Source organism: Owenweeksia hongkongensis DSM 17368 (assembly GCF_000236705.1).
GTDB classification, from domain to species: domain Bacteria; phylum Bacteroidota; class Bacteroidia; order Flavobacteriales; family Schleiferiaceae; genus Owenweeksia; species Owenweeksia hongkongensis.
In genome coordinates this window covers 1,333,295-1,355,066 of sequence record NC_016599.1, presented here as the reverse complement: position 1 = coordinate 1,355,066, position 21,772 = coordinate 1,333,295, and the positions used below count along the sequence as shown (strand labels likewise).

General features: G+C 41.6%; 14 protein-coding genes, 2 tRNA genes and 3 rRNA genes. 10 read left to right on the top strand and 9 right to left on the bottom strand.

All coding sequences use genetic code 11. The features are described from left to right. Window positions 1–257 precede the first annotated feature (257 nt). The 5 genes from OWEHO_RS06180 (at window position 258) to rrf (ending at window position 5,265) form a co-directional block, all read left to right on the top strand. Window positions 258–1,778, top strand: a 16S ribosomal RNA gene (locus tag OWEHO_RS06180). A gap of 112 nt (window positions 1,779–1,890) precedes the next feature. After that, a tRNA-Ile gene (locus OWEHO_RS06175) sits at window positions 1,891–1,964 on the top strand. A 12-nt stretch (window positions 1,965–1,976) separates the two neighbouring features. After that, window positions 1,977–2,050: transfer RNA gene (locus tag OWEHO_RS06170), tRNA-Ala, on the top strand. Window positions 2,051–2,188: 138 nt separating this feature from the next. Then, a 23S ribosomal RNA gene (locus OWEHO_RS06165) occupies window positions 2,189–5,058 on the top strand. 95 nt (window positions 5,059–5,153) lie between these two features. After that, a 5S ribosomal RNA gene (gene rrf / locus OWEHO_RS06160) occupies window positions 5,154–5,265 on the top strand. The 16S, 23S and 5S rRNA genes sit together here with 2 tRNA genes alongside, the layout of an rRNA operon. Before the next feature lie 111 nt (window positions 5,266–5,376). On the opposite strand, the gene OWEHO_RS06155 is transcribed toward rrf, so the two are convergent. Beyond that, on the bottom strand, window positions 5,377–6,105 hold the full coding sequence (locus OWEHO_RS06155) for a LytR/AlgR family response regulator transcription factor (RefSeq protein WP_041627469.1): 729 nt from the start codon (window positions 6,103–6,105) through the stop codon (window positions 5,377–5,379). Window positions 6,106–6,158: 53 nt separating this feature from the next. After that, entirely contained in the window at window positions 6,159–8,018 is a 1,860-nt protein-coding gene (locus OWEHO_RS06150; protein ID WP_014201613.1) for a sensor histidine kinase, read from the bottom strand. A gap of 81 nt (window positions 8,019–8,099) precedes the next feature. Here OWEHO_RS06150 and OWEHO_RS06145 point away from each other — a divergent pair, with 81 nt between their 5' ends. After that, a complete protein-coding gene (locus tag OWEHO_RS06145; protein ID WP_014201612.1) occupies window positions 8,100–8,732 on the top strand; it encodes a hypothetical protein in 633 nt (210 codons plus the stop codon). A gap of 74 nt (window positions 8,733–8,806) precedes the next feature. On the opposite strand, the gene uvrB is transcribed toward OWEHO_RS06145, so the two are convergent. After that, window positions 8,807–10,825 (bottom strand): excinuclease ABC subunit UvrB, encoded by a 2,019-nt coding sequence (gene uvrB, locus OWEHO_RS06140; protein ID WP_014201611.1) that lies wholly within the window; start codon window positions 10,823–10,825, stop codon window positions 8,807–8,809. A 427-nt stretch (window positions 10,826–11,252) separates the two neighbouring features. On the opposite strand from uvrB, the gene OWEHO_RS06130 reads away from it, so the two are divergent. The 4 genes from OWEHO_RS06130 to OWEHO_RS06115 all read left to right on the top strand — a co-directional run bounded on the left by OWEHO_RS06130 (window position 11,253) and on the right by OWEHO_RS06115 (window position 15,981). Next, entirely contained in the window at window positions 11,253–12,344 is a 1,092-nt protein-coding gene (locus OWEHO_RS06130; RefSeq protein ID WP_014201610.1) for a fatty acid desaturase family protein, read from the top strand. A gap of 203 nt (window positions 12,345–12,547) precedes the next feature. Continuing rightward, a complete protein-coding gene (locus OWEHO_RS06125; protein WP_014201609.1) occupies window positions 12,548–13,942 on the top strand; it encodes an NAD-dependent succinate-semialdehyde dehydrogenase in 1,395 nt (464 codons plus the stop codon). Window positions 13,943–13,971: 29 nt separating this feature from the next. After that, window positions 13,972–14,715: an SDR family oxidoreductase gene (locus OWEHO_RS06120; protein WP_014201608.1), complete on the top strand. Its 744-nt coding sequence runs from the start codon at window positions 13,972–13,974 to the stop codon at window positions 14,713–14,715. A 9-nt stretch (window positions 14,716–14,724) separates the two neighbouring features. Beyond that, complete coding sequence (locus tag OWEHO_RS06115; RefSeq protein WP_014201607.1) at window positions 14,725–15,981, top strand: PQQ-dependent sugar dehydrogenase; 1,257 nt, start codon at window positions 14,725–14,727, stop codon at window positions 15,979–15,981. A gap of 17 nt (window positions 15,982–15,998) precedes the next feature. Here the strand turns inward: OWEHO_RS06115 and OWEHO_RS06110 are convergent, their stop codons facing one another. The 6 genes from OWEHO_RS06110 to OWEHO_RS06085 form a co-directional block, all read right to left on the bottom strand. Beyond that, window positions 15,999–16,619, bottom strand: coding sequence for a hypothetical protein (locus OWEHO_RS06110; RefSeq protein ID WP_014201606.1), 621 nt, complete (start codon window positions 16,617–16,619; stop codon window positions 15,999–16,001). A gap of 152 nt (window positions 16,620–16,771) precedes the next feature. Continuing rightward, window positions 16,772–17,815: a transglutaminase domain-containing protein gene (locus OWEHO_RS06105; protein ID WP_052301092.1), complete on the bottom strand. Its 1,044-nt coding sequence runs from the start codon at window positions 17,813–17,815 to the stop codon at window positions 16,772–16,774. Continuing rightward, on the bottom strand, window positions 17,785–18,522 hold the full coding sequence (locus tag OWEHO_RS06100; protein WP_014201604.1) for a carboxypeptidase-like regulatory domain-containing protein: 738 nt from the start codon (window positions 18,520–18,522) through the stop codon (window positions 17,785–17,787). The genes OWEHO_RS06105 and OWEHO_RS06100 overlap by 31 nt, the downstream gene beginning before the upstream one ends. A gap of 24 nt (window positions 18,523–18,546) precedes the next feature. Further along, on the bottom strand, window positions 18,547–18,771 hold the full coding sequence (locus OWEHO_RS06095) for a hypothetical protein (protein WP_014201603.1): 225 nt from the start codon (window positions 18,769–18,771) through the stop codon (window positions 18,547–18,549). Window positions 18,772–18,855: 84 nt separating this feature from the next. Continuing rightward, entirely contained in the window at window positions 18,856–21,021 is a 2,166-nt protein-coding gene (locus OWEHO_RS06090) for a DUF349 domain-containing protein (protein ID WP_014201602.1), read from the bottom strand. Between the two features lie 23 nt (window positions 21,022–21,044). Then, a complete protein-coding gene (locus tag OWEHO_RS06085) occupies window positions 21,045–21,770 on the bottom strand; it encodes a shikimate dehydrogenase family protein (RefSeq protein WP_014201601.1) in 726 nt (241 codons plus the stop codon). Between the last annotated feature and the right edge of the window lie 2 nt (window positions 21,771–21,772).

Sequence of the window (21,772 nt, the reverse complement as noted above, 5' to 3'; positions counted from 1 at the left end):
AAGCAAAGAGATTAAAAATAAAATGAAAGAAAAAGCTTTATAGTTTAGAAAGTCGTTTTATATTTGCCGTCCGAAATTTAGAGAGCTGAAAGGCTTTTTAAAAAATGTTTTCAAAAAGGTTGTGAGAGTAGAAAATGTTCTTACATTTGCAGCCCGAAAAAATCGGAAGATACAAAAGAGAGTTCTTTACAATATTGAGAAGAAAAAGAAGGTAAGAAATGTAACCTCGTCAAAAGAGTTCAGAATCAAACAAACTTACAATGGAGAGTTTGATCCTGGCTCAGGATGAACGCTAGCGGCAGGCTTAACACATGCAAGTCGAACGGTAACAGGTCCTTCGGGATGCTGACGAGTGGCGCACGGGTGCGTAACGCGTATGCAATCTACCCCTATCAGGAGGATAGCCCAGAGAAATTTGGATTAATACTCCATAATATTATGAGATCACATGTTCTTATAATTAAAGCTTCGGTGGATAGGGATGAGCATGCGTCCTATTAGCTAGTTGGTAGTGTAACGGACTACCAAGGCAACGATAGGTAGGGGGCCTGAGAGGGTGATCCCCCACACTGGTACTGAGACACGGACCAGACTCCTACGGGAGGCAGCAGTGAGGAATATTGGTCAATGGACGAAAGTCTGAACCAGCCATGCCGCGTGCAGGATGACGGCCCTATGGGTTGTAAACTGCTTTTATATGGGAATAAACCCTCGGACGTGTCCGAGGCTGAAGGTACCATAAGAATAAGGACCGGCTAACTCCGTGCCAGCAGCCGCGGTAATACGGAGGGTCCAAGCGTTATCCGGATTTATTGGGTTTAAAGGGTCCGTAGGCGGGATATTAAGTCAGTGGTGAAAGCCTGCAGCTTAACTGTAGCACTGCCATTGATACTGGTATTCTTGAGTATAGTTGAAGTGGGCGGAATATGTCATGTAGCGGTGAAATGCATAGATATGACATAGAACACCTATTGCGAAGGCAGCTCACTAAGCTATCACTGACGCTAAGGGACGAAAGCGTGGGTAGCAAACAGGATTAGATACCCTGGTAGTCCACGCCGTAAACGATGATCACTCGCTGTTGGCGATATACAGTCAGCGGCCAAGCGAAAGCATTAAGTGATCCACCTGGGGAGTACGCGTCGCAAGAGTGAAACTCAAAGGAATTGACGGGGGCCCGCACAAGCGGTGGAGCATGTGGTTTAATTCGATGATACGCGAGGAACCTTACCTGGGCTTAAATGTAGATTGACAGGCTGAGAAATCAGTTTTTCTTCGGACAATTTACAAGGTGCTGCATGGTTGTCGTCAGCTCGTGCCGTGAGGTGTCGGGTTAAGTCCCATAACGAGCGCAACCCCTATTCTTAGTTGCCAGCGAGTAATGTCGGGGACTCTAGGAAAACTGCCCGCGCAAGCGGTGAGGAAGGTGGGGATGACGTCAAATCATCACGGCCCTTACGTCCAGGGCCACACACGTGCTACAATGGTAGTGACAAAGGGCAGCTACACAGCGATGTGATGCTAATCTCTAAACACTATCTCAGTTCGGATCGCAGTCTGCAACTCGACTGCGTGAAGCTGGAATCGCTAGTAATCGCGCATCAGCCATGGCGCGGTGAATACGTTCCCGGGCCTTGTACACACCGCCCGTCAAGCCATGGAAGCTGGGGGTGCCTGAAGTCGGTCACCGAAAGGAGCTGCCTAGGGTAAAACTAGTGACTGGGGCTAAGTCGTAACAAGGTAGCCGTACCGGAAGGTGCGGCTGGAACACCTCCTTTTAGAGAATAGAACTTCTTTTGAGGTTATATTTCCCTTCTTTTTCTTTTCTTTTTTTCCTTTTCTGAAGTCTTACATCAGTTTTGAAACGGGGATCATTTCTTCAGGAAATAAAGTCCCGTAGCTCAGCTGGTTAGAGCGCTACACTGATAATGTAGAGGTCCGCAGTTCAAGTCTGCGCGGGACTACAATTTAGAAAAGGGGGATTAGCTCAGCTGGCTAGAGCGCCTGCCTTGCACGCAGGAGGTCATCGGTTCGACTCCGATATTCTCCACATAGGGAAAATAGAGTACAAAGTATGCAGTAGAAAGTACTAAGACTTACCGTCAAATACTAACCACTCAGTACTTAATACTTTTTCCAAAAGTTCTTTGACATATTGAGAGTGAATACATAAAATTTGTAAATCATTAAGAAAGTAATTAAGGGCGTACGGTGGATGCCTTGGCTTTTAGAGGCGATGAAGGACGTGACAAGCTGCGATAAGCTACGGGGAGATGCACATAATCTTTGATCCGTAGATTTCCGAATGGGGCAACCCAGCATACTGAAGGTATGTTACCCGCAAGGGGGCAAACCCGGGGAACTGAAACATCTAAGTACCCGGAGGAAGAGAAAACAATAGTGATTCCCTGAGTAGTGGCGAACGAAACGGGAACAGCCCAAACCAATCATGTTTCGGCATGATTGGGGTTGTAGGACCACGCTGTGGAATGTTCAACGAAGTAGAAGATACTGGAAAGTGTCTCCATAGAGGGTGATAGACCCGTATACGTAAGTTCGAATAATTCCTAGTGGTATCCTGAGTAGCGCGGGACATGTGAAATCCTGTGTGAATCTGCCGGAACCATCCGGTAAGGCTAAATACTCCTAAAAGACCGATAGCGAACTAGTACCGTGAGGGAAAGGTGAAAAGTACCCTGAATAAGGGAGTGAAATAGTACCTGAAACCGTACGCTTACAAGCGGTTGGAGCAGATTTATTCTGTGACAGCGTGCCTTTTGCATAATGAGCCTACGAGTTACTCCTCACTAGCGAGGTTAAGGATTGAAAATCCGCAGCCGAAGCGAAAGCAAGTCTGAATAGGGCGACATAGTTAGTGGGGGTAGACGCGAAACCCGGTGATCTACCCATGGCCAGGTTGAAGCTCTGGTAACACAGAGTGGAGGACCGAACCCGTTGACGTTGAAAAGTCTTGGGATGAGCTGTGGGTAGGGGTGAAAGGCTAATCAAACTGGGAAATAGCTCGTACTCCCCGAAATGCATTTAGGTGCAGCGTTGATATTGAGTCTACTAGAGGTAGAGCGACTGGTTGGATGCGGGGGCTTCACCGCCTACCAAATCCTGTCAAACTCCGAATGCTAGTAGATATGATCAGCAGTGAGGGCATGGGTGCTAAGGTCCATGTCCGAGAGGGAAACAACCCAGACCATCTGCTAAGGCCCCCAAATGTATGCTAAGTTGATCAAACGTGGTCCGATTGCTTTGACAGCTAGGATGTTGGCTTGGAAGCAGCCATTCATTTAAAGAGTGCGTAACAGCTCACTAGTCGAGCGATCGGGCGTGGATAATAATCGGGCATTAAGCATACTGCCGAAGCAATGGACTCGAAAGAGTGGTAGGGGAGCATTCTAAGGGCGTAGAAGGTGTACTGTGAGGTATGCTGGAGCGCTTAGAAAAGAAAATGTAGGCATAAGTAACGATAAAGCGGGCGAGAAACCCGCTCACCGATAGACTAAGGTTTCCTGAACAACGCTAATCGGTTCAGGGTTAGTCGGGACCTAACGCGAACCCGAATGGGGTAGTGGATGGACAATTGGTTAATATTCCAATACTTGTATTTACTGCGATGGGGTGACGGAGTAGTGAAAGTCCTGCGCACTGACGGAATAGTGCGTTAAAACCTGTAGATATAAGCTTTGTAGGCAAATCCGCAAAGCTTGTCGAAGGTGATAGTACTCAGAATCTTCGGATGACGAGATATGGACCTAATCAGACTTCCAAGAAAAACCTCTAAGCTTCAGGTAAATACAACCCGTACCGTAAACCGACACAGGTAGTCAAGGAGAGAATCCTAAGGTGCTCGAGTGATTCATGGCTAAGGAACTAGGCAAAATGGCCTCGTAACTTCGGGAGAAGAGGCGCCACACTTCGGTGTGGCCGCAGTGAAAAGGCCCAGGCGACTGTTTATCAAAAACATAGGACTCTGCTAAATCGAAAGATGATGTATAGGGTCTGACACCTGCCCGGTGCTGGAAGGTTAAGAGGAGATGTTAGCTTTGCGAAGCATTGAATTGAAGCCCCAGTAAACGGCGGCCGTAACTATAACGGTCCTAAGGTAGCGAAATTCCTTGTCGGGTAAGTTCCGACCTGCACGAATGGTGTAACGATCTGGGCACTGTCTCGGCCATGAGCTCGGTGAAATTGTAGTAACGGTGAAGATGCCGTTTACCCGCAGTGGGACGAAAAGACCCCGTGCACCTTCACTACAGCTTAGTATTGACTTCGGATAAACAATGTGTAGGATAGGTGGGAGACTTTGAAGCGGCATCGCTAGGTGTTGTGGAGTCAACCTTGAAATACCACCCTTTGTTTATTTGGAGCCTAACCCCGCAAGGGGGACATTGCTTGGTGGGTAGTTTGACTGGGGTGGTCGCCTCCAAAAGAGTAACGGAGGCTTCTAAAGGTGCCCTCAGCACGCTTGGTAACCGTGCGTAGAGTGTAATGGCACAAGGGCGCTTGACTGTGAGACCTACAAGTCGAGCAGGTACGAAAGTAGAGCATAGTGATCCGGTGGTTCCGCATGGAAGGGCCATCGCTCAAAGGATAAAAGGTACGCCGGGGATAACAGGCTGATCTCCCCCAAGAGCTCACATCGACGGGGGGGTTTGGCACCTCGATGTCGGCTCGTCACATCCTGGGGCTGGAGAAGGTCCCAAGGGTTGGGCTGTTCGCCCATTAAAGTGGCACGCGAGCTGGGTTCAGAACGTCGCGAGACAGTTCGGTCTCTATCTACTGCGGGCGTTAGAAATTTGAGGGGGGCTGACTTTAGTACGAGAGGACCGAGTTGGACAGACCTCTAGTGCACCTGTTGTGGCGCCAGCTGCATCGCAGGGTAGCTATGTCTGGAAGAGATAAGCACTGAAAGCATATAAGTGCGAAACTCGCCTCAAGATGAGATTTCTTTTAAGGGTCGTTATAGATGATGACGTTGATAGGCTATAGGTGTAAAGGCAGTAATGTCATAGCCGAGTAGTACTAATTACCCGTTAGCTTTCTAATGACAGGTTTTATGTATTCATTTTCTCGATATGTTATTTTAAAATATTAGTAGTTGGATCCACAATACAGGAACCCAATAAATCTACTTAAAGATTTATGGTGACTATAGCGGTGGGGATCACCTCTTCCCATTCCGAACAGAGCAGTTAAGCCCACCAGCGCAGATGGTACTGGAGTAATATCCGGGAGAGTATGTCGTTGCCACTTTTTAAAGCCTCGCTTTCTTCATTGATCGCGAGGCTTTTTTAGTTTATGCCAAAACCAAAAAATTAGCCGAAAGGCATGAGATGGTATGGTATAGAATAAAATGGAGGTTTGCTACAAGAGCGAAATTCGATTGAGTAATTCTGCTTTAGAGCTCTTGGCCACAGGGATACACTTATTATTAATCAATAAGTGGTCTTCATTAATTACTTCGATAGCATTAAGATTTACCAAGAAACTCCTGTGAATTCTCAGGAATAGATTTCCTTCAAGTTTTTGAGAAATAGCTTTGAGGGTATGAGGAAGTAAATACTTCTTTTCATGAGTGTGGATGAAGCAATAATTATCAAAAGCTTCAGCGTACAGGATTTCGGAAGTGCTGACTTTGATGAGTGATCCATCCTGTTTGAGGAAAAAAGAATCATTGAGATTACTTTCTACACTTGCCAGTTCCTTACTTTCCTCTTTAAATTTATCAATCGCTAGCTCTATATTGGTAATAAGCTCCTTATCGTCAAAAGGCTTGACGATAAAACCAAAAGGCTTCAATTTTTTTACCTCATTAAGTGTTTTCTCATCTGTAAAGGAAGTAAGGAAGATAAAGGGAACATTAAAGTCATTATTAATGATTTTAGCTAACATGAGCCCATCAATGTGGCCATCAATATTGATATCCAACAAAGCTAAACTGGGTGACGAATTTTTAAGAATTTTGATAGCAGCATCTGCACTGTGTGCGATGCCGGCTATACCGTAACCAGCGTCTTGTAGAGTGTCAGATATATCTTCCGCGATAAGCGGTTCGTCTTCTACGATAAGTATGTTGTCCAGTTGATTTGTCATATATTCCTGACGGCTAATATAACACCAACTTTTTGCTTCTCTTGTAAGATTATTTAGGCAATAGGAGTTTTTTTGAAGTGAATGGACGTGCATGTTCCGTTAATGCCTGAAATATCCAATTTGCCTTTTAACTTAACGGTCATTGAATTTATAATTTTATAGCCAAGGCTTGGATTTTGGCTAATATCAAAATCTTCAGGAAGGCCTTTGCCGTCATCATAAATTTTAAGAATAATGTTGTCCGTTTCTTCTTCTTTTAGCTGTAGTATAATGGAACCTTTTTTTTCCGCGAAAGCGTACTTAAAACTGTTGGTAAGCACTTCATTAATAATGAGGCCAATTGAAATAGATTGATCGGTGGAAAGTAAAATAGGATCTACATCTGTGCTTAACTGAATATCCTGATTAGAACTCATAACACTGCCCTGAATAGCTTCTGTGAGTTGCGAAACAAACTCTTGCATTTGTATTTGCTTAAAGGTTTGACTACCCTGAAGTTTTTGGTGAAGTACAGCAATTGTTTTTACCCTATTGAAAGCCTCCAGTAGGTTTGCTTTGGTTTCTTCTGACTTTGCGTTTTTGCTTTGCATTTTAAGAAGACTACTTACAACCTGGAGGTTATTCTTAATACGGTGATGACTTTCCCTGATTAAGTCTTCAATCTCTTTGTGTGATTGTTGAATGATTTTGTTTTGCTCTGCCAATCGTTTAGACTTCTTTCTATTTTGAATTAAAAAGTAGATAACGATAATGAGAATAACACCTATAGCGATAGCAACTGTTAGTGAGAGTTGATTTTTGGCTTTTTGCAGTTTGCTCTGGGTTTCTAAAGCTTGAATGCGCTTTTCCTTTTTTGCCGTTTCATATTGCGTTTCCAACTGATTGGTATATTTGCGGGTTTCCAAATCTGCAATGCTATCCGAAATATTGTAATGTAACTTTTGGTAGTAGAAGGCACTGTCCATGATGCCCATCTCTAGATATAGATCTTCTTTAGCCTTGTAGAACCGTTGGACATTGGATAAGTCACTATTCATCATTAGAACTTTTCCAGCTTGGTTTAGAAGCTCCAAGGCTTCGTCAAACTCTCCCCTTTCCTGTAGTATAAAACTTTTCTGCGCTAATGCCACGTTTTTTAGATGAACCATTGAATCTGGCGTATGAGAATATGCGATGTTGTTATACTTTTCAGCTGAGTCTAGGTAATGGGAAATAGTGTAATTTTCACCATCGCGAGGAAGAGCGTAAATTTCTCGGTAATTATCTGAAAGACTTAACAGAGCATTAAACTCAAAACTGAGTAAGCTATCGTAATTACTTCCGCGTAATGCTTTTCTGCTTTCTTTTATCGCCTCACTTCTTAAGCTATAATTTTTTAAATCATCTTTTATATGGTTTGCCATGGAGGTTAGGATGGATGCAATAAGGGTATAGCAATACCTCACATCAACTGAATTACCCATAATTTTGGCTTGCTCCAGGGATTTACGAGCATAAAACAATGCTTTGTTGTCTAATTCGGCTCTTTCGTATGTATCCGCTAAATTATAGTAAGCATTTACCAATTTGGGGGCTAGAGAATCTACGCTTTCAAAAATCTTGATGGCTTGAAGCTGGTAATAAATGGAAGAATCCGTATTACCTATTGAGGAAAAATATAAACCTTTATATCCATAAATGGTGGAAAATAGCTCAGGTAAACCTTCACTTTTGGCGATTGAATCAGCGCTTATTACAAAATGATCAAAAGGGAGGTGCGCAACATAGTTATTCCATGCAGAATCTAAATAAGTATTAACAAGGTTTTTGGATTGTTTTCTCTTATTGCCTGATTGCGCTTTGAGTGAAAGCGAAGTAGCAAGATAAAATATTATAATAAGAAAAACTGAGCGGATGGTGGAAGGGAAGTTCAAGAAGCTATTTTTTTAGATGTTTCAAAAATATTGGATTTCGCCTACATTCGTCCACACTAAAAAAACAATATTATTAAAGTCATGAATAATTATACTCTAAGCGTAAACAAAGTAAGTTTTGCAAAGGATAACGGAGATGTAAGTCTTGCGATCACCTTAAAGGGTAGTTTTCCTCAACCAGTAAATAGTATAGGTAATTTAGTAAATGATACTATACAGTTTGACTTAACAAGTGAGAGCGGAGCTACTGTGGATGAAGCGGTCTTTACTTTTCAGATGGGTGAAGGATATCCTGGAGATTTTGAATTTATCAATTATCCTCAAGGTTATGGTGATGCACCTATTAACGGGGATGTAAATGCTGATAATAATGAGGAATGTGACTTTGAGCTTGGGGATTGCGTATGGGGAGTAAACCCGACAGGTGGGCTAGGTTCCGGGGAAGGCAAAAGTTTACAAGTATCTGTTAAGAAAAAACCGGGAGTAACATCTTATGAAATTAGTTCATTCTTGCTTACTGAGGTAGAAATAAGCGGAGCAATGCAATTGTCTGCGGTAATGACTTTGCATGAAAATGCAGAAGACCAATTGGAAGCTACTTGTGAAGAATTGGTGAATTTTACCGAAATAGGACATGCATTACCAATCGTAACCATTAACGAAAGCGGTGACTCAACTCCCCGCAGTATTGGGGTTATTTATGTGAATTGCTAATGCGCTCAAACGCCTCTATTACAACACTGAAATCCAAAGTCAGCATTGACTTTGGATTTTTTTTTTACCAAGACTTAAGAAAACTCTTTTTTCATACGATCCTCCATCATTCCAAGTTCATCACGAAGACGGGCTGCTTCAATAAAGTCAAGGGCTTTAGCGGCATTCTCCATTTTCTTACGAATCTTCTCAATGTCCTTTTGCATATCTTGCTTACTATGATATACCTCCTTTATATCAGCTGCCATAGGTGTACCGCCTACTTGAACATAAGGGTTCATAATAGTGGCTTTTGCACCTGGGAGCAAAGCATCGGTAGACTTATCAAGAGCAGTTGGGGTGATGCCATGTTTCTCGTTGTACTCTTGCTGAATGCTACGCCTACGATTGGTTTCATCAATAGTACGCTGCATGCTGTTGGTCATTTTATCAGCATACATTATGGCTTTTCCGTTAAGATTACGAGCGGCACGTCCAACAGTTTGCACCAAAGAGCGCTCAGCACGAAGGAAGCCTTCTTTGTCAGCATCCAAAATGGCAACGAGCGAAACTTCAGGTAAGTCCAAGCCTTCACGGAGAAGGTTTACACCTATCAATACATCAAAAACACCAAGACGTAAATCGCGCATAATTTCAACACGCTCTAGGGTGTCCACATCGGAGTGAATATAGCGGCAACGAATGCCGTAGCGAGTAAGGTATTTGGTCAACTCTTCAGCCATCCTTTTAGTAAGGGTTGTCACCAAAACTCGCTCGTCCACATCAGTACGTTTGTTTATTTCTTCCATCAAGTCGTCCACCTGATTTTCCACTGGGCGAACCTCAATGATAGGATCGAGTAGTCCCGTAGGGCGGATAAGCTGCTCTACTACAACACCGTCACTTTTCTCTAACTCGTAATCGGCAGGTGTTGCACTGATGTAAATCACTTGGTTTTGAAGCATTTCAAATTCTTCAAACTTCAATGGACGATTGTCCATGGCAGCAGGAAGTCTAAATCCATATTCCACCAGGTTTTCCTTACGGGAACGGTCACCTCCATACATGGCGCGGACTTGCGAAATAGTAACGTGACTTTCGTCAATGAGCATCAAATAGTCATCGGGAAAATAATCCAACAGGCAGAAAGGTCTTGTGCCTGGTAGGCGGCCATCCAAGTAACGTGAGTAGTTTTCTATTCCTGAACAGTAGCCTAATTCACGAATCATTTCGAGGTCAAACTCGGTGCGCTCCTGTAGGCGTTTTGCTTCAAGCGGACGCTGATTCATCTTAAAGAAATCTACCTGCTTTACCATGTCATCCTGAATTTGATGAATGGCAGAATTCAATTGATTTTTTCCGGTTACAAATATGTTGGCAGGGAAAATTCGAACGGTATCAAATTTCTCCAAAACATCCCGTGAAGAAGGATCGAAGCGCTCAATGGCCTCAATTTCATCTCCCCAAAAGTGAATGCGAAATGCGGTGTCGGAATATCCAGGAAATACATCTACCGTATCACCTTTTACGCGAAAGCTACCACGGTTAAACTCAGCAGTAGTGCGACTATAAAGTGCACTTACTAAAAGGTGCAAAAAGGCGTTTCGACCGATTACTTGCCCAACTTTTAACTCAATCACCTGATTGGCAAATTCCTGAGGATTACCAATTCCGTAAAGGCATGAAACAGACGCCACCACAAGCACATCGCTTCGCCCCGAAAGGAGGGAAGAAGTGGTGCTCAGTCGCAGTTTTTCTATTTCATCATTTATCGAAAGATCCTTCTCAATGTAGGTTCCGCTGGATGGGATGTAAGCTTCTGGCTGATAATAATCGTAGTATGAAACAAAGTATTCGACAGCATTATCAGGAAAGTAATTTTTGAATTCGCTGTAAAGCTGTGCCGCCAAAGTCTTATTATGGCTAAGTACAAGAGTTGGTTTGTTGATTTGCTCTACCACATTGGCAGCGGTAAAAGTTTTACCAGAACCCGTTACCCCCAGCAGGTTTTGATAGCGGTCGCCACGTTTTATACCCTCTACTAATTCTTTGATAGCCTGCGGTTGATCCCCTGTAGGAGAATACTTGGAAGTAATCTTAAAGTTTTGTGCCATTTTGCAAAAATAGGCAGCCTTTTTCGTTTAAAGACTGGCAGATAGAAAAGGATGATTAAATGATGAAAAATTATTTGTTTATGGTAACCTTCTCTATAACCGAGTGGAGGAATCCTTTGTTCTTTCCTTCAACAAAATCATGAGTTAGCACGGAAAAAAGCAGGCTGAGATGAAATAGAATAAGAATCCCACCGTTGTAGCTACCCGATAAGGCGTAAAGAATCATCGGCCTACTTAGTTGCACAGCCCTCTTATTCGAGTAACTTAGCCGAAACATGTTAAGAAAGTGAAAACACGGGATTTTAGCCCGGTTTACACAATAGTCTTATCAAATAAAAAAATTAGGTGTCCCTCCGTTTCATTTGACCACTGACCTCATTCAGCTGTTTATCTTTCTCGGATTACATTAAAAGAGTGATAATACAGTATGGATAGGAAGGTTTTTAGGTTTCAAGCTGAGCAAGCAGGTTTTGATAAAACGGTAAAGAAAAGAATCAGAGCGTATTTTGAAGAAAATGATATTTCACGTTTTGCGAACACCAACATGGTTCTCAAAACTATTTTCATTGTCCTTCTCTACATAGTTCCCTACATTTTGTTTATCACAGGTTTGGTTACCAATCCATGGCTCATATTTGGGCTATGGGGAGTTATGGGAATTGCAACCGCCTTTGCAGGGGTGAATATTATGCACGATGCCAACCACGGGTGCTACTCTCGTTACTCATGGGTCAACACTTTTATCGGTCATGCCTCAAATCTAATAGGGATATTTCCGGCCATGTGGAAATTGCAGCATAATGTGTTACATCATACTTACACCAATATTGAAGGCGCAGATGATGATATTGATGCTCCGCCCATTTTAAGATTGTCACCACATGATCCGCTAAAAAAAATACACAAGGGACAGTATATATATGCTTGGTTCTTGTATATGCTGTTGAGCATTATGCGTACCACCGTCAAAGAATTCAAGCAAATCTTTAGTTATTCAAAAAAAGGACTGATCAAGTCGAAAAAGAAAACCAGAGGCTATCTGGCGGAATTGATAATGTGGAAGGTGATTTACTTCGGGTACCTCATTATATTACCAAGTATCCTTTTGCCACAGTCCGTTTTTTTCTTTATTGGATGCTGGGCTTTCATGCATCTTTTTACAGGTTTTATTCTCAGTATTATTTTTCAATTGGCGCACGTAATGCCTGATTGCGCCTACCCATTACCAAATGAAGCAGGAAGATTGGAAGATACATGGGCCGTACATCAAATGTACACCACTACCAATTTTGCTACCGGAAATAAGTTCATTACCTGGTGGTTTGGCGGGCTTAACTTTCAGGTAGAACACCACTTGCTAAGCAACATTTGCCATGTTCACTACCCCAATTTGGCACCTATTGTAGAAAAGACCGCCAAGGAATTTGGAGTGCCTTACTATTCTCAATCTACTTTTGGAAGTGCCTTGGTTAGCCACGGCCGTATGCTCTACAAGTTGGGTAGAGTAGAGGTTGCGTAAGTTCTAATCACCGAGTGTTATTTGGCCTGGTACTTAATTCTACCAACTCCCGTGGAGTTAATTTAAAGGAACTTTGATTCAGTGAAGACAAGCGGCTAAGCCTAAAAGTCTCTCCTCACGCACTTTCTTGGTGTATTCTGTTAAGTTATTTGATTATCAAAACATTAGTTGTGTGTTTGTGTTAGCTTTTGAAAACATACACAATGAGTAATTCAGAAGCGGATAGTAAAATCATCAGCACCACCAATCCTGCAAACGGAAAGAAAATAAAGGATTATAAACTAATGAGTGATGGCGAGGTAAACCAAGCCATCGAAGCGTGCCATGAGGCTTTTCTAAGCTGGAAGTTTGTTTCTCACAAAGAAAGGGCTGAGAAGATTAGGTCAATCGGGAATGCACTGCAGGAAAACAAGGAAGATCTTGTAAAAATCATAGTGCAGGAGATGGGTAAATTGAAGAGACAGGCAGAGTCGGAAATTGACCTTTGTTCTGCTCTATGTGAATATACTGCTAAGAATGGTCCATCACAGCTTGCCGATGAGGAACGCGAATTACCCGAGGGTGGTCGTGGCCTAGTCACTTATTCCCCTATTGGTGTGGTGTACGGCATTCAGCCCTGGAATTTTCCCGTGTATCAAGTAATTCGATATACAATAGCTAGCCTAATGGCTGGTAATGGTGTGCTTTTAAAACACGCAAGTTCGGTTACGGGCTCAGGGCTTAAGCTTCAGGAGATTATCAAAAAGTCCGGTTTACCCCAAAACTTATTTACAGTGTTGGTGATTGACCACGATCAGTCAGATGACGTAATTGGTAATGATTTGGTACGCGGAGTAACCCTTACTGGTAGCCCCGATGCGGGCAAGCACATAGGAAAACTAGCGGGTAATAAACTAAAGAAAGCCGTATTGGAACTAGGTTCTAATGATGCCTATATTGTGCTGGAGGACGCTGATCTGGAAGTGGCCATAAAGCACTGCGTAAGAGGTAGGGTATTCAATAATGGAGAAACCTGTGTGGCCGCAAAACGTTTTATAGTAGTAGATAAACTCTATGATAAATTTAAGGAAGGATTTGTGACAAAAATGGCTAGCCTGAAATATGGCGATCCCAATAATAGTGACAATAAGCTGGGCCCCATAGCTCGAGAAGATTTACGTAAAGAACTTCATGAGCAAGTTGAAAAGAGTGTTGAAAACGGAGCTGAAATTTTGTGCGGGGGTGAAATTCCTGAAGGTGATGGGTTTTATTATCCTGCCACAGTGTTGGGTAATGTAAAGCCCGGTCAGCCTGCTTATGATGATGAATTGTTTGGGCCAGTGGCCTCACTCATTTATGCTAAAGATGATGAAGACGCTATGCGTATTGCAAACGATAGTCGCTTTGGCCTTGGGGGGGGTATCTTTTCTAAAGATGAGGACAAAGCCTTTCAGCTAGCTAAGGAGCATTTTGATACGGGCATGATATTTATCAATTCATTTGGCTTAGCCCAACCCAATATGCCTTTTGGTGGAGTAAAAAACTCAGGATATGGACGCGAGCACGGAGGTTTTGGAGTAAAAGAATTTGTAAACGTAAAAGCCATCATGAGGCTTTGAAAATTTAATTTAAAGAAAAAATAACCGATATGAATTTAAAAGACAAAGTAGTAATCATCACAGGGGCAAGTAGCGGAATAGGTAGAGCCACTGCACTGAAATTAGCCCAGGATGGAGCTAAAGTTGTGATATCCGCAAGGCGCAAAGAAAAGCTTGAAGAGCTTAAAAAAGAGATTAGTGATAAAGGTGGCACTGCGCTGGTGGTGGAAGCTGATGTAACCAAGCGCGATGATATCAAAAACCTAGTAAAGCAGACAAAAGACACTTTTGGAGTGTGTGATGTTTTGGTAAATAACGCTGGTATTATGCCCCTTAGCTACATGAAAAATATGCATGTGGATGAATGGCTGAAAATGGTTGATGTGAATATAAACGGGGTGCTGTATTGCCTGGCAGAAGTACTGCCGGATATGGTGGAGCGTAAAAGTGGCCATATCATAAACATCAGCAGTGTAGCTGGACGTGAGGTGATGCCTGGAAGCGCTGTATACTCGGCAACAAAATTTGCGGTACGAGCTTTAAGCGATGGGCTGCGCAAAGAACTTTCGCCTGGTCATAATATCAGAATTACTTGTATAGAACCAGGAGCAGTGGAGACTGAGCTTACTGAAAGCATTACGGATGAAGAATTGATGGACGATTTTAAGAACAAAATGGGAGATCTTGATTTTCTGGATAGCGATGATATTGCCAAAGCTATTTACTATGCCGTTACTCAAGGAGACAACGTGCATGTAAATGAATTGCAGATAAGACCAGTTTCTCAAGGCTAAGATTGTATTATGAGAAATTTCAAGAGAATCATTTTGAGTGTAGTGCTGGGCTTAGTAGCAAATGTTGCGTTTTCTTCATGTTCAGAAAATAGAAGTGATGAACTGGCGGACAATAAACCAACAAGCCCTACGGATAGTATCCTTCCTCCGGTAGAAACCAATCCTCCTAATACCGATTATGAACCAGCGTTTGAAGGGCAAACCCGGGTGCTTGGTATAAAAACCAAGACAGACTATACGGTTACAGAATTTGCCAATGGCTTATCCAGCCCTTGGGGAATGTGCAACTTACCGGATGGTAGAATTTTGGTTACTGAGAAAAATGGAACGATGCGCATTGTTTCGCAGTCGGGGAGTGTAGGGGGCGAAATTACAGGCTTACCTCCGGTAAACAGTTCCGGGCAGGGAGGCTTGCTGGATGTAGCTGTTGACCCCAATTTTGCATCTAATCGAATAGTGTATTGGTCATTTTCAAAAAATGGAAATAATGGTACCGCCACTGCCGTGGGAAAAGGAAAGCTTTCGAATGACGAAACCGAAATTGAAAATGCGCAGGTGATTTACGTGGCATTTCCTGAGTTTAACAGTACGCTGCATTATGGTTCACGTTTGGTTTGGGATGCAGACGGAAATTTGTTCGTAAGCACAGGGGAGCGTTCCAACAAACAATCTCGCCCGGAGGCGCAAAACCTGGATGCTGCTTTGGGTAAAATTGTGCGAATTACAACGGATGGCAGTCCTGCCCCGGGAAATCCTTTTATAGGGCAAACAGACGTATTGCCGGAAATATATTCCTACGGACATCGCAATGTACAAGGCCTGGCCAGGCATCCTGTTACAGGAGATTTGTGGGAAGCAGAATTTGGCCCCAAAGGTGGCGATGAAGTGAATTTGATAAAGCCCGGCAATGATTATGGCTGGCCCGCCATTTCTTACGGAGTAGAATATTCCGGTGGACCGATTGGGCAGGGAATTACCCAAAAGGAAGGTATGGAGCAACCGGTTTACTATTGGGATCCGGTGGTTTCCCCCAGTGGAATTACTTTTTACTCAGGAAGCATGATTAGCGAGTGGACGAACAACTTGTTTTTAGCATGCCTGAGTGGGCAGCACATTGCACGATTAGTGATTGAAGGAAACAGAGTGGTGAGAGAAGAGCGTCTTTTGGAAGATGAAAACGAACGTTTCCGTGATGTACTGGAAGGAACCGATGGAGCGCTGTACGCTATTACCGATAGTGGGAAGATGTATAAAATTTATTTGTAAAGCCTTGGAAGATTACTCTATATTGAAAGTTTTGAAGGAGTTAGGGTTTTCTTAAATTCTTGAATTTCCTGGTACTCCTGAATTTCTAAGTACTCAATCAATCTTAAAAAGTGAATTTTATTTTCAAAGTAGTACTCTAATAGCAGTTCACGCATTTTTAGGAATTCACCCTCATACATAAGTTGGAAATTCACTCGTATGTTCTCTCCATTTACCAGTTTTAATTCGCAAAGATTTGAAGTTCCGTTTGATCTACATGGATTCAAATCTCCTCTAATGGAGTACTCAAATCGGTCAAAATAATCTGTAACAGAGAATTCAATTTTTTTAATCTCTTTTAAATCAATCTTTTGGCTATCGATAATGATTTCCGATGGGCAGAAAATTAATCTTTTACTTAAATCACCGTTCAGCGGTTTTCTGGTGGATAACTTAGCTATGTTAAAATAAATCATTAGAATACATCCTATAATTCCACCAGTTGTTCCAATGCTTTCAAGAACATTTTGATTTAAGTACTTATCAGCTAAATATGCAATTCCTAACGAACCAAGCAGTAGTGGATAGACAACCCTGTTCACAGTAAATATGAGGCCTTTTTTCCTAGTGAATATTTTGAAATCTACTTGGTTATTCATTTTTTCATTGCCATTAATGGAGGACAGATACCCTTATAAACGAGCCGGGGCATAAAATATAAAAGCAAATCCCGCTTTGGAAAACGCGCGGGAACGGGATGAGCTACAAGTTTCTTTGACAAAGAGAAGTAGATCAATTGATTTGTCTGTCTTTATTTGCGATTAACACTAGCTGTATAAGTTATTAATACTTGATCTTCTATCATTATATGTAGGTCTGAGTAACCACTCTTATTAAAGGAATGCTGCAATATTAAAATTCCATTGTCTTGAGTAATAATTTCGGGGACAGCAGTTATCTTGTGAGAACCGCTTATTAGTCTAAAATATATTTTATTGGCGTCTATTTGTTCATCGGTATGGAACGAAAATGTAATGCTGTCATTTTTGGTCAGTTTTAATTGCATTGATTTGGGTGAAGTAGGATAGAGTCCATACCTAAAAGCAGAATTGTAAACAATTGGTCCATTTAGAAAATCGGCTACACTAAATTGCCCGGTAAGAGTCCAAGCTGTATCCAAAGGGAAATGATTTTTAATGAAAAAACTGGGATCACAAAGGAAGTAGCCGTCATTATATTGGTGTACAAATTTACTAACCTCTCCAAAGGGGTAAATATTTCCGCTAGACCAAGTGGGATCGCAGAGGTACCATTTTTCATTTAATTGAACCGCGTTCCAAGAATGATTAGGAATTCCCAGTGTCTTTACATTAGAACTAGGTGTACGTGCATAACCATCTATAATTTTACACTTAATGCCCGCTTGATTTGCTAGCTCCATTACAAGATAGGCGTAACCAGTACATATTGTTTGTCGATCTTCTAAAAGTTTTGTGAAGACTCTTTTTTGAAATGATTTATTCCAATCATTTAGCTTAATACTGTCCTTTTGAAAAAACTCACGGTGTCTTTTATTCTCGAGGTAAAAGCCGTAATCATTCTCTATATTCTTACACACCCAAGTATGTAATGATCGGAATTTCTCCACCGGAGTAGTTAAGTCATTGGTTAATTTAAAAGACAAAAGAGGCAGATTGGTTAAACTTTCACCATGATAAAAATCGGCAATGCTATCTGCCTTTTGAAGGTTTATATTTTGAAAATCGGAAACTTGACTTGATGCAAATATTGAAAATATGAGCAGCAAAGTAAATAAGCAGTTTTTCAAATGAAGAATGATTTTAGTTTTTGCCACAGGGTTCTTTCCGATTTATATACTTGTTCAATGGAAACTTCACCCATAAATACTACCTCAGATTCTCTCAAATCGATCTCCAATTTCACATCAAGGTTAGTTTCATTAGTTATAGTGTACTCTTGTGTTTGATAACCAGTAAAGCTAATAACGAGAACATCTCCTATCGTTAAAGGAACTGGAAATTTAAATCGACCATCAAAGTCAGTTGAAGCCCCATTTCTTGATCCTTTCAACCACACATTAGCAAAAGGAATAGTTTCTCCAGTTTTTGCATCAGTTACGACACCTGACAGTAAATTGTCAATCTGATCAATTTTGTTGGGTACATCTACTTTACTTCCTTCTCCATTTTCAATTTGTAAAGTAGTTGACACATCTGGTTGTTGAGCTTGAGTACTGGAAAAAGGTAGAATAGAGAGTATGGAAACACCTACTAACCCAGCTCCATGTGCTAGAAAATTTGATTCTGATTTAAGTATAGGAATATGAGAATATTCTTCCTTCAGCTGGTTTTGCGTAAGACGACCACACGTTTCTTTTTTTGGATTTTTGAAATATCCTATAATATCAGGTTTACTCATTTTACTGAAGTCGATAACTTCCTTCTGGCATGAGTTACAAAAACCTCCTGCATTGGTTGGTTTGAAGCCATCGAAATTTTGATGACATGGGTTATTTATTGAAAGTTTGAATTGATCGCCCATAGTCTATTGTGTTATGGTTATTTATTAAATAGACGTAAAGATTACCTCCGGGTTGCTTATGACTAGAATAATAATCCCAATAATTATCAGAATAGCCAATAGTTGAAGAACAAAACCAATTCTTCTGTTTTTGGAGGCATTCTTTTCTGAATATATTTCATTGAAAGTGCGATCCCGTCTTTTGAAAGTATATGTCCAAAGAGCTCCAAACCACTCTACGGCATGTCGGGAAGAATCTGCACTAGACATATCAATTTCTAATATTTAGGTTTTGGAGAGTATTAAAAAAAAGGAGACCAATTGGTCTCCTTCATAATTCTATTTTATTTCGGATTATTCTTCTCCACCTTCACTTTTCTCTTCAGCTGGAGCTTCCTCCTCATCAGCTTTCTGTACTTCGCGAATCTTCACATTTAGAATCTTCACTTTTTCGTCCAGCATTTCTATTTGGTCTTGCTGATGTTTTATGCGTTTGTTAGCATCCTTCAGTAAGGGGCTATTAGGGTCGCTACTGCTAAAAAAGCTAAGGTTGGTCTCAAGCTGAGTTAGTTCCTTTTGAGCTTCTTCAATCTGCTTGCGCACTGCTTGGCGCTCTCTTCGCAGCTGGCGATCATCATTACCATCGGTAAGTGAGTCCAGCTTATTTTCAAAACGTATGCGCTGCGACTCCTTGCGGTCCATATCTATAGCCTTAAACTTGTCATCCAGCGTTTTATTAAAGTCAGATTCTATCTGATTCTTGTCACGAGGAACACGGCCAATTTGTTTCCACTCATTGATGATTTCTTTTAGTGCATTCACACTTTTGGCCTGATCATCTTTGTTTGGCTCATAAGCACTCAGCTTGTCAAGCACAGCTTTTTTGGCAGTAAAGTTTCCTTCAAACTGCTTATCTCTGTCCTTATTTTGTTGCGTTAGGCGGTCAAAGAAATGATTACATGCTGCTCGGAATTCCTTCCAAATCTTATCTGATTCAGATTTTGGCACATGACCAATTTGCTTCCACTGCGCCTGAATGCGCTTCATCTCATTGGTAGTTTCCTTCCAATCATCACTATCTTTTAGCTTGTGAGCTATGTCTACCAAGGCACGCTTTTTCTCCAGATTTACGTGATGCGCCTTTTTCAGGTCTTTATAATATTGATTTTTCTGGTGGTTAAAGTCCTTAAGTATTTCTCTAAACTCATCCCAGATTTTGTCATTGTCAGGGTGATTTATTCTTCCCATTTTGCGGAAGGCCTCACGAATAGATTCTACCTTTTTGATGGATTCCTGCCACTTGTGATGCGAATTGATATGGCTATAGTCAATGTCCTTCAGTTGCTCCACTAGCTTCTTTTTCTCCTCAAGAAGCTCTGCCGATTTCTCGCGCATAGAGGCATAATGCTCCTCACGTTTATCATGTAGTTTTTTGGTGATGTCACTAAAACGATCCCACATGGCATCACGATTTTCACGCTCTACCGGGCCCACGATTTTCCACTTTTTATGCAACTGCTGCAAAGCTTTAAAAGCTTCCGGCACATTGTCTTTTTCAAGTAATGCCTCACCCTCTACAATCAGCTTTTCCTTGGCTTCACGATTTTTCTTAAAGTCAAGATCACGAAGCTCTTTGTTGATTTTTATAAACTCATAAAAATTCTCAACATGATGATGATAGGTACGCCACAAATCACCAGATTCACTGCGAGGCACAGGGCCGGTATTTCGCCATTCCTGCTGAATATTATTAAATTCTTTGAAGGTGTCACCAATAGATTCATCCTTGGTCACAATCTCTTTTATCTGCTCTATTAGGTCAAGTTTTATTTTTAAGTTGTTGTTCAACTTATCCTCTAAATCCTTGTAATAGGCTTGTCTCTTGCTACGGTACTCTCCAAATATATTTCTGAATTTTTCGCGCTGTGGCTGAATGTATTCGAAGTCCATTTCTACGCCACCACCTTCAAGAAACTGCTCAAGCTTGTGCTGTCTCTCTTCATTTAATTGCTTCAGCAGGTTTCTGCGGATAGCATCAAAATGATCTTTTATTTTTTGGATGGGCTCATTTTTCAAAAGCTTATCAGCAGCGGCAATAAGTGCTTCTGGAGTAAATTCACCATAGTCGGGCATTTCCAATTCATGGTGCGCGTGCTCATCATGCTCATCCTCATCAGAATGAACTTCTTCAGTATCATCCTCTTTTTCTAGTTCTTCGTCAGAAACAATAACTTCTGCTTCTTTCTTTTGCGATTCAGCAACCAGGGCATCACCATCTAAATCACCAGCATCTTTGCTTTCTGATTTCTCAGTAGAAGATGCTTCAGGCTTAAATTCAGGCTCACCAGATTGAGGGATATCCTCATCGGTACTCACCTCTGCCGTGCTTTCTTCTTTTTGGCTTTCAGCTAACATTGACTGTTCATCCAGTGATTCTTCATTGGTGTTTTCAATGTTCTTGTCGATGTCGTTCTCTTTCTTGTTTCCGTCTGCATTGTGCAGGTTGTCCTGTGATTCCATAGCTGATGTGCTTTACGCAATTGTTAATCATTCCAAATCTGCCAGGCTTTTTCGGCCTGTAAGATTAGCATTTCGTGTCCATTTTTGATTTGTGCTCCATGACCTTCTGCTGCTACTAACAAAGCAGACTTCATAGGGTTGTAAATCAAGTCATAAAATAAGTGATTTTCTGAAACTTTATCTAATGCCAAAGGCGGGATTTCCTCAGTATTAGGATAGGTGCCTAAGGGTGTGGAGTTTACAACTAAAAGATGGGTTTCGAGTAATGTCGCTGCTTGCTTATATGAGCACTGATTTTTGGAGGGCGATCGGCTTACTTTTATATTTTCAATACCCAGCTTATTGAGGGTGTAACTAATTGCTTTTGAAGCTCCTCCGGTTCCAAGGATAAGTGCTTTTGTATGACTTAAATTAAGCATAGGAACGAGGCTGTGTTCAAAACCATAGGTGTCAGTGTTATAACCTATTAGCTTGCGGTTTTTTATCAAAATGGTATTTACCGCGCCAATTTTTTCCGCTTCAGGTGAAATTTCATCCAAATAGTGTAGCACTTCCTCCTTATAAGGAATGGTCACATTTAGTCCGTGAAGCTGTGGATTTTTCTTCAGTAATGCAGGAAAATCCTCAATCGAAGGAATCTCAAAATTTTGATAACTGTGATTGGCCAAATTGAGCTCAGCAAACTTTTCCTTAAAGTAAGTTTCGCTAAAGGAGTAGTCTAGTTTTTCACCCAATAAGCCCAGCTGCATGC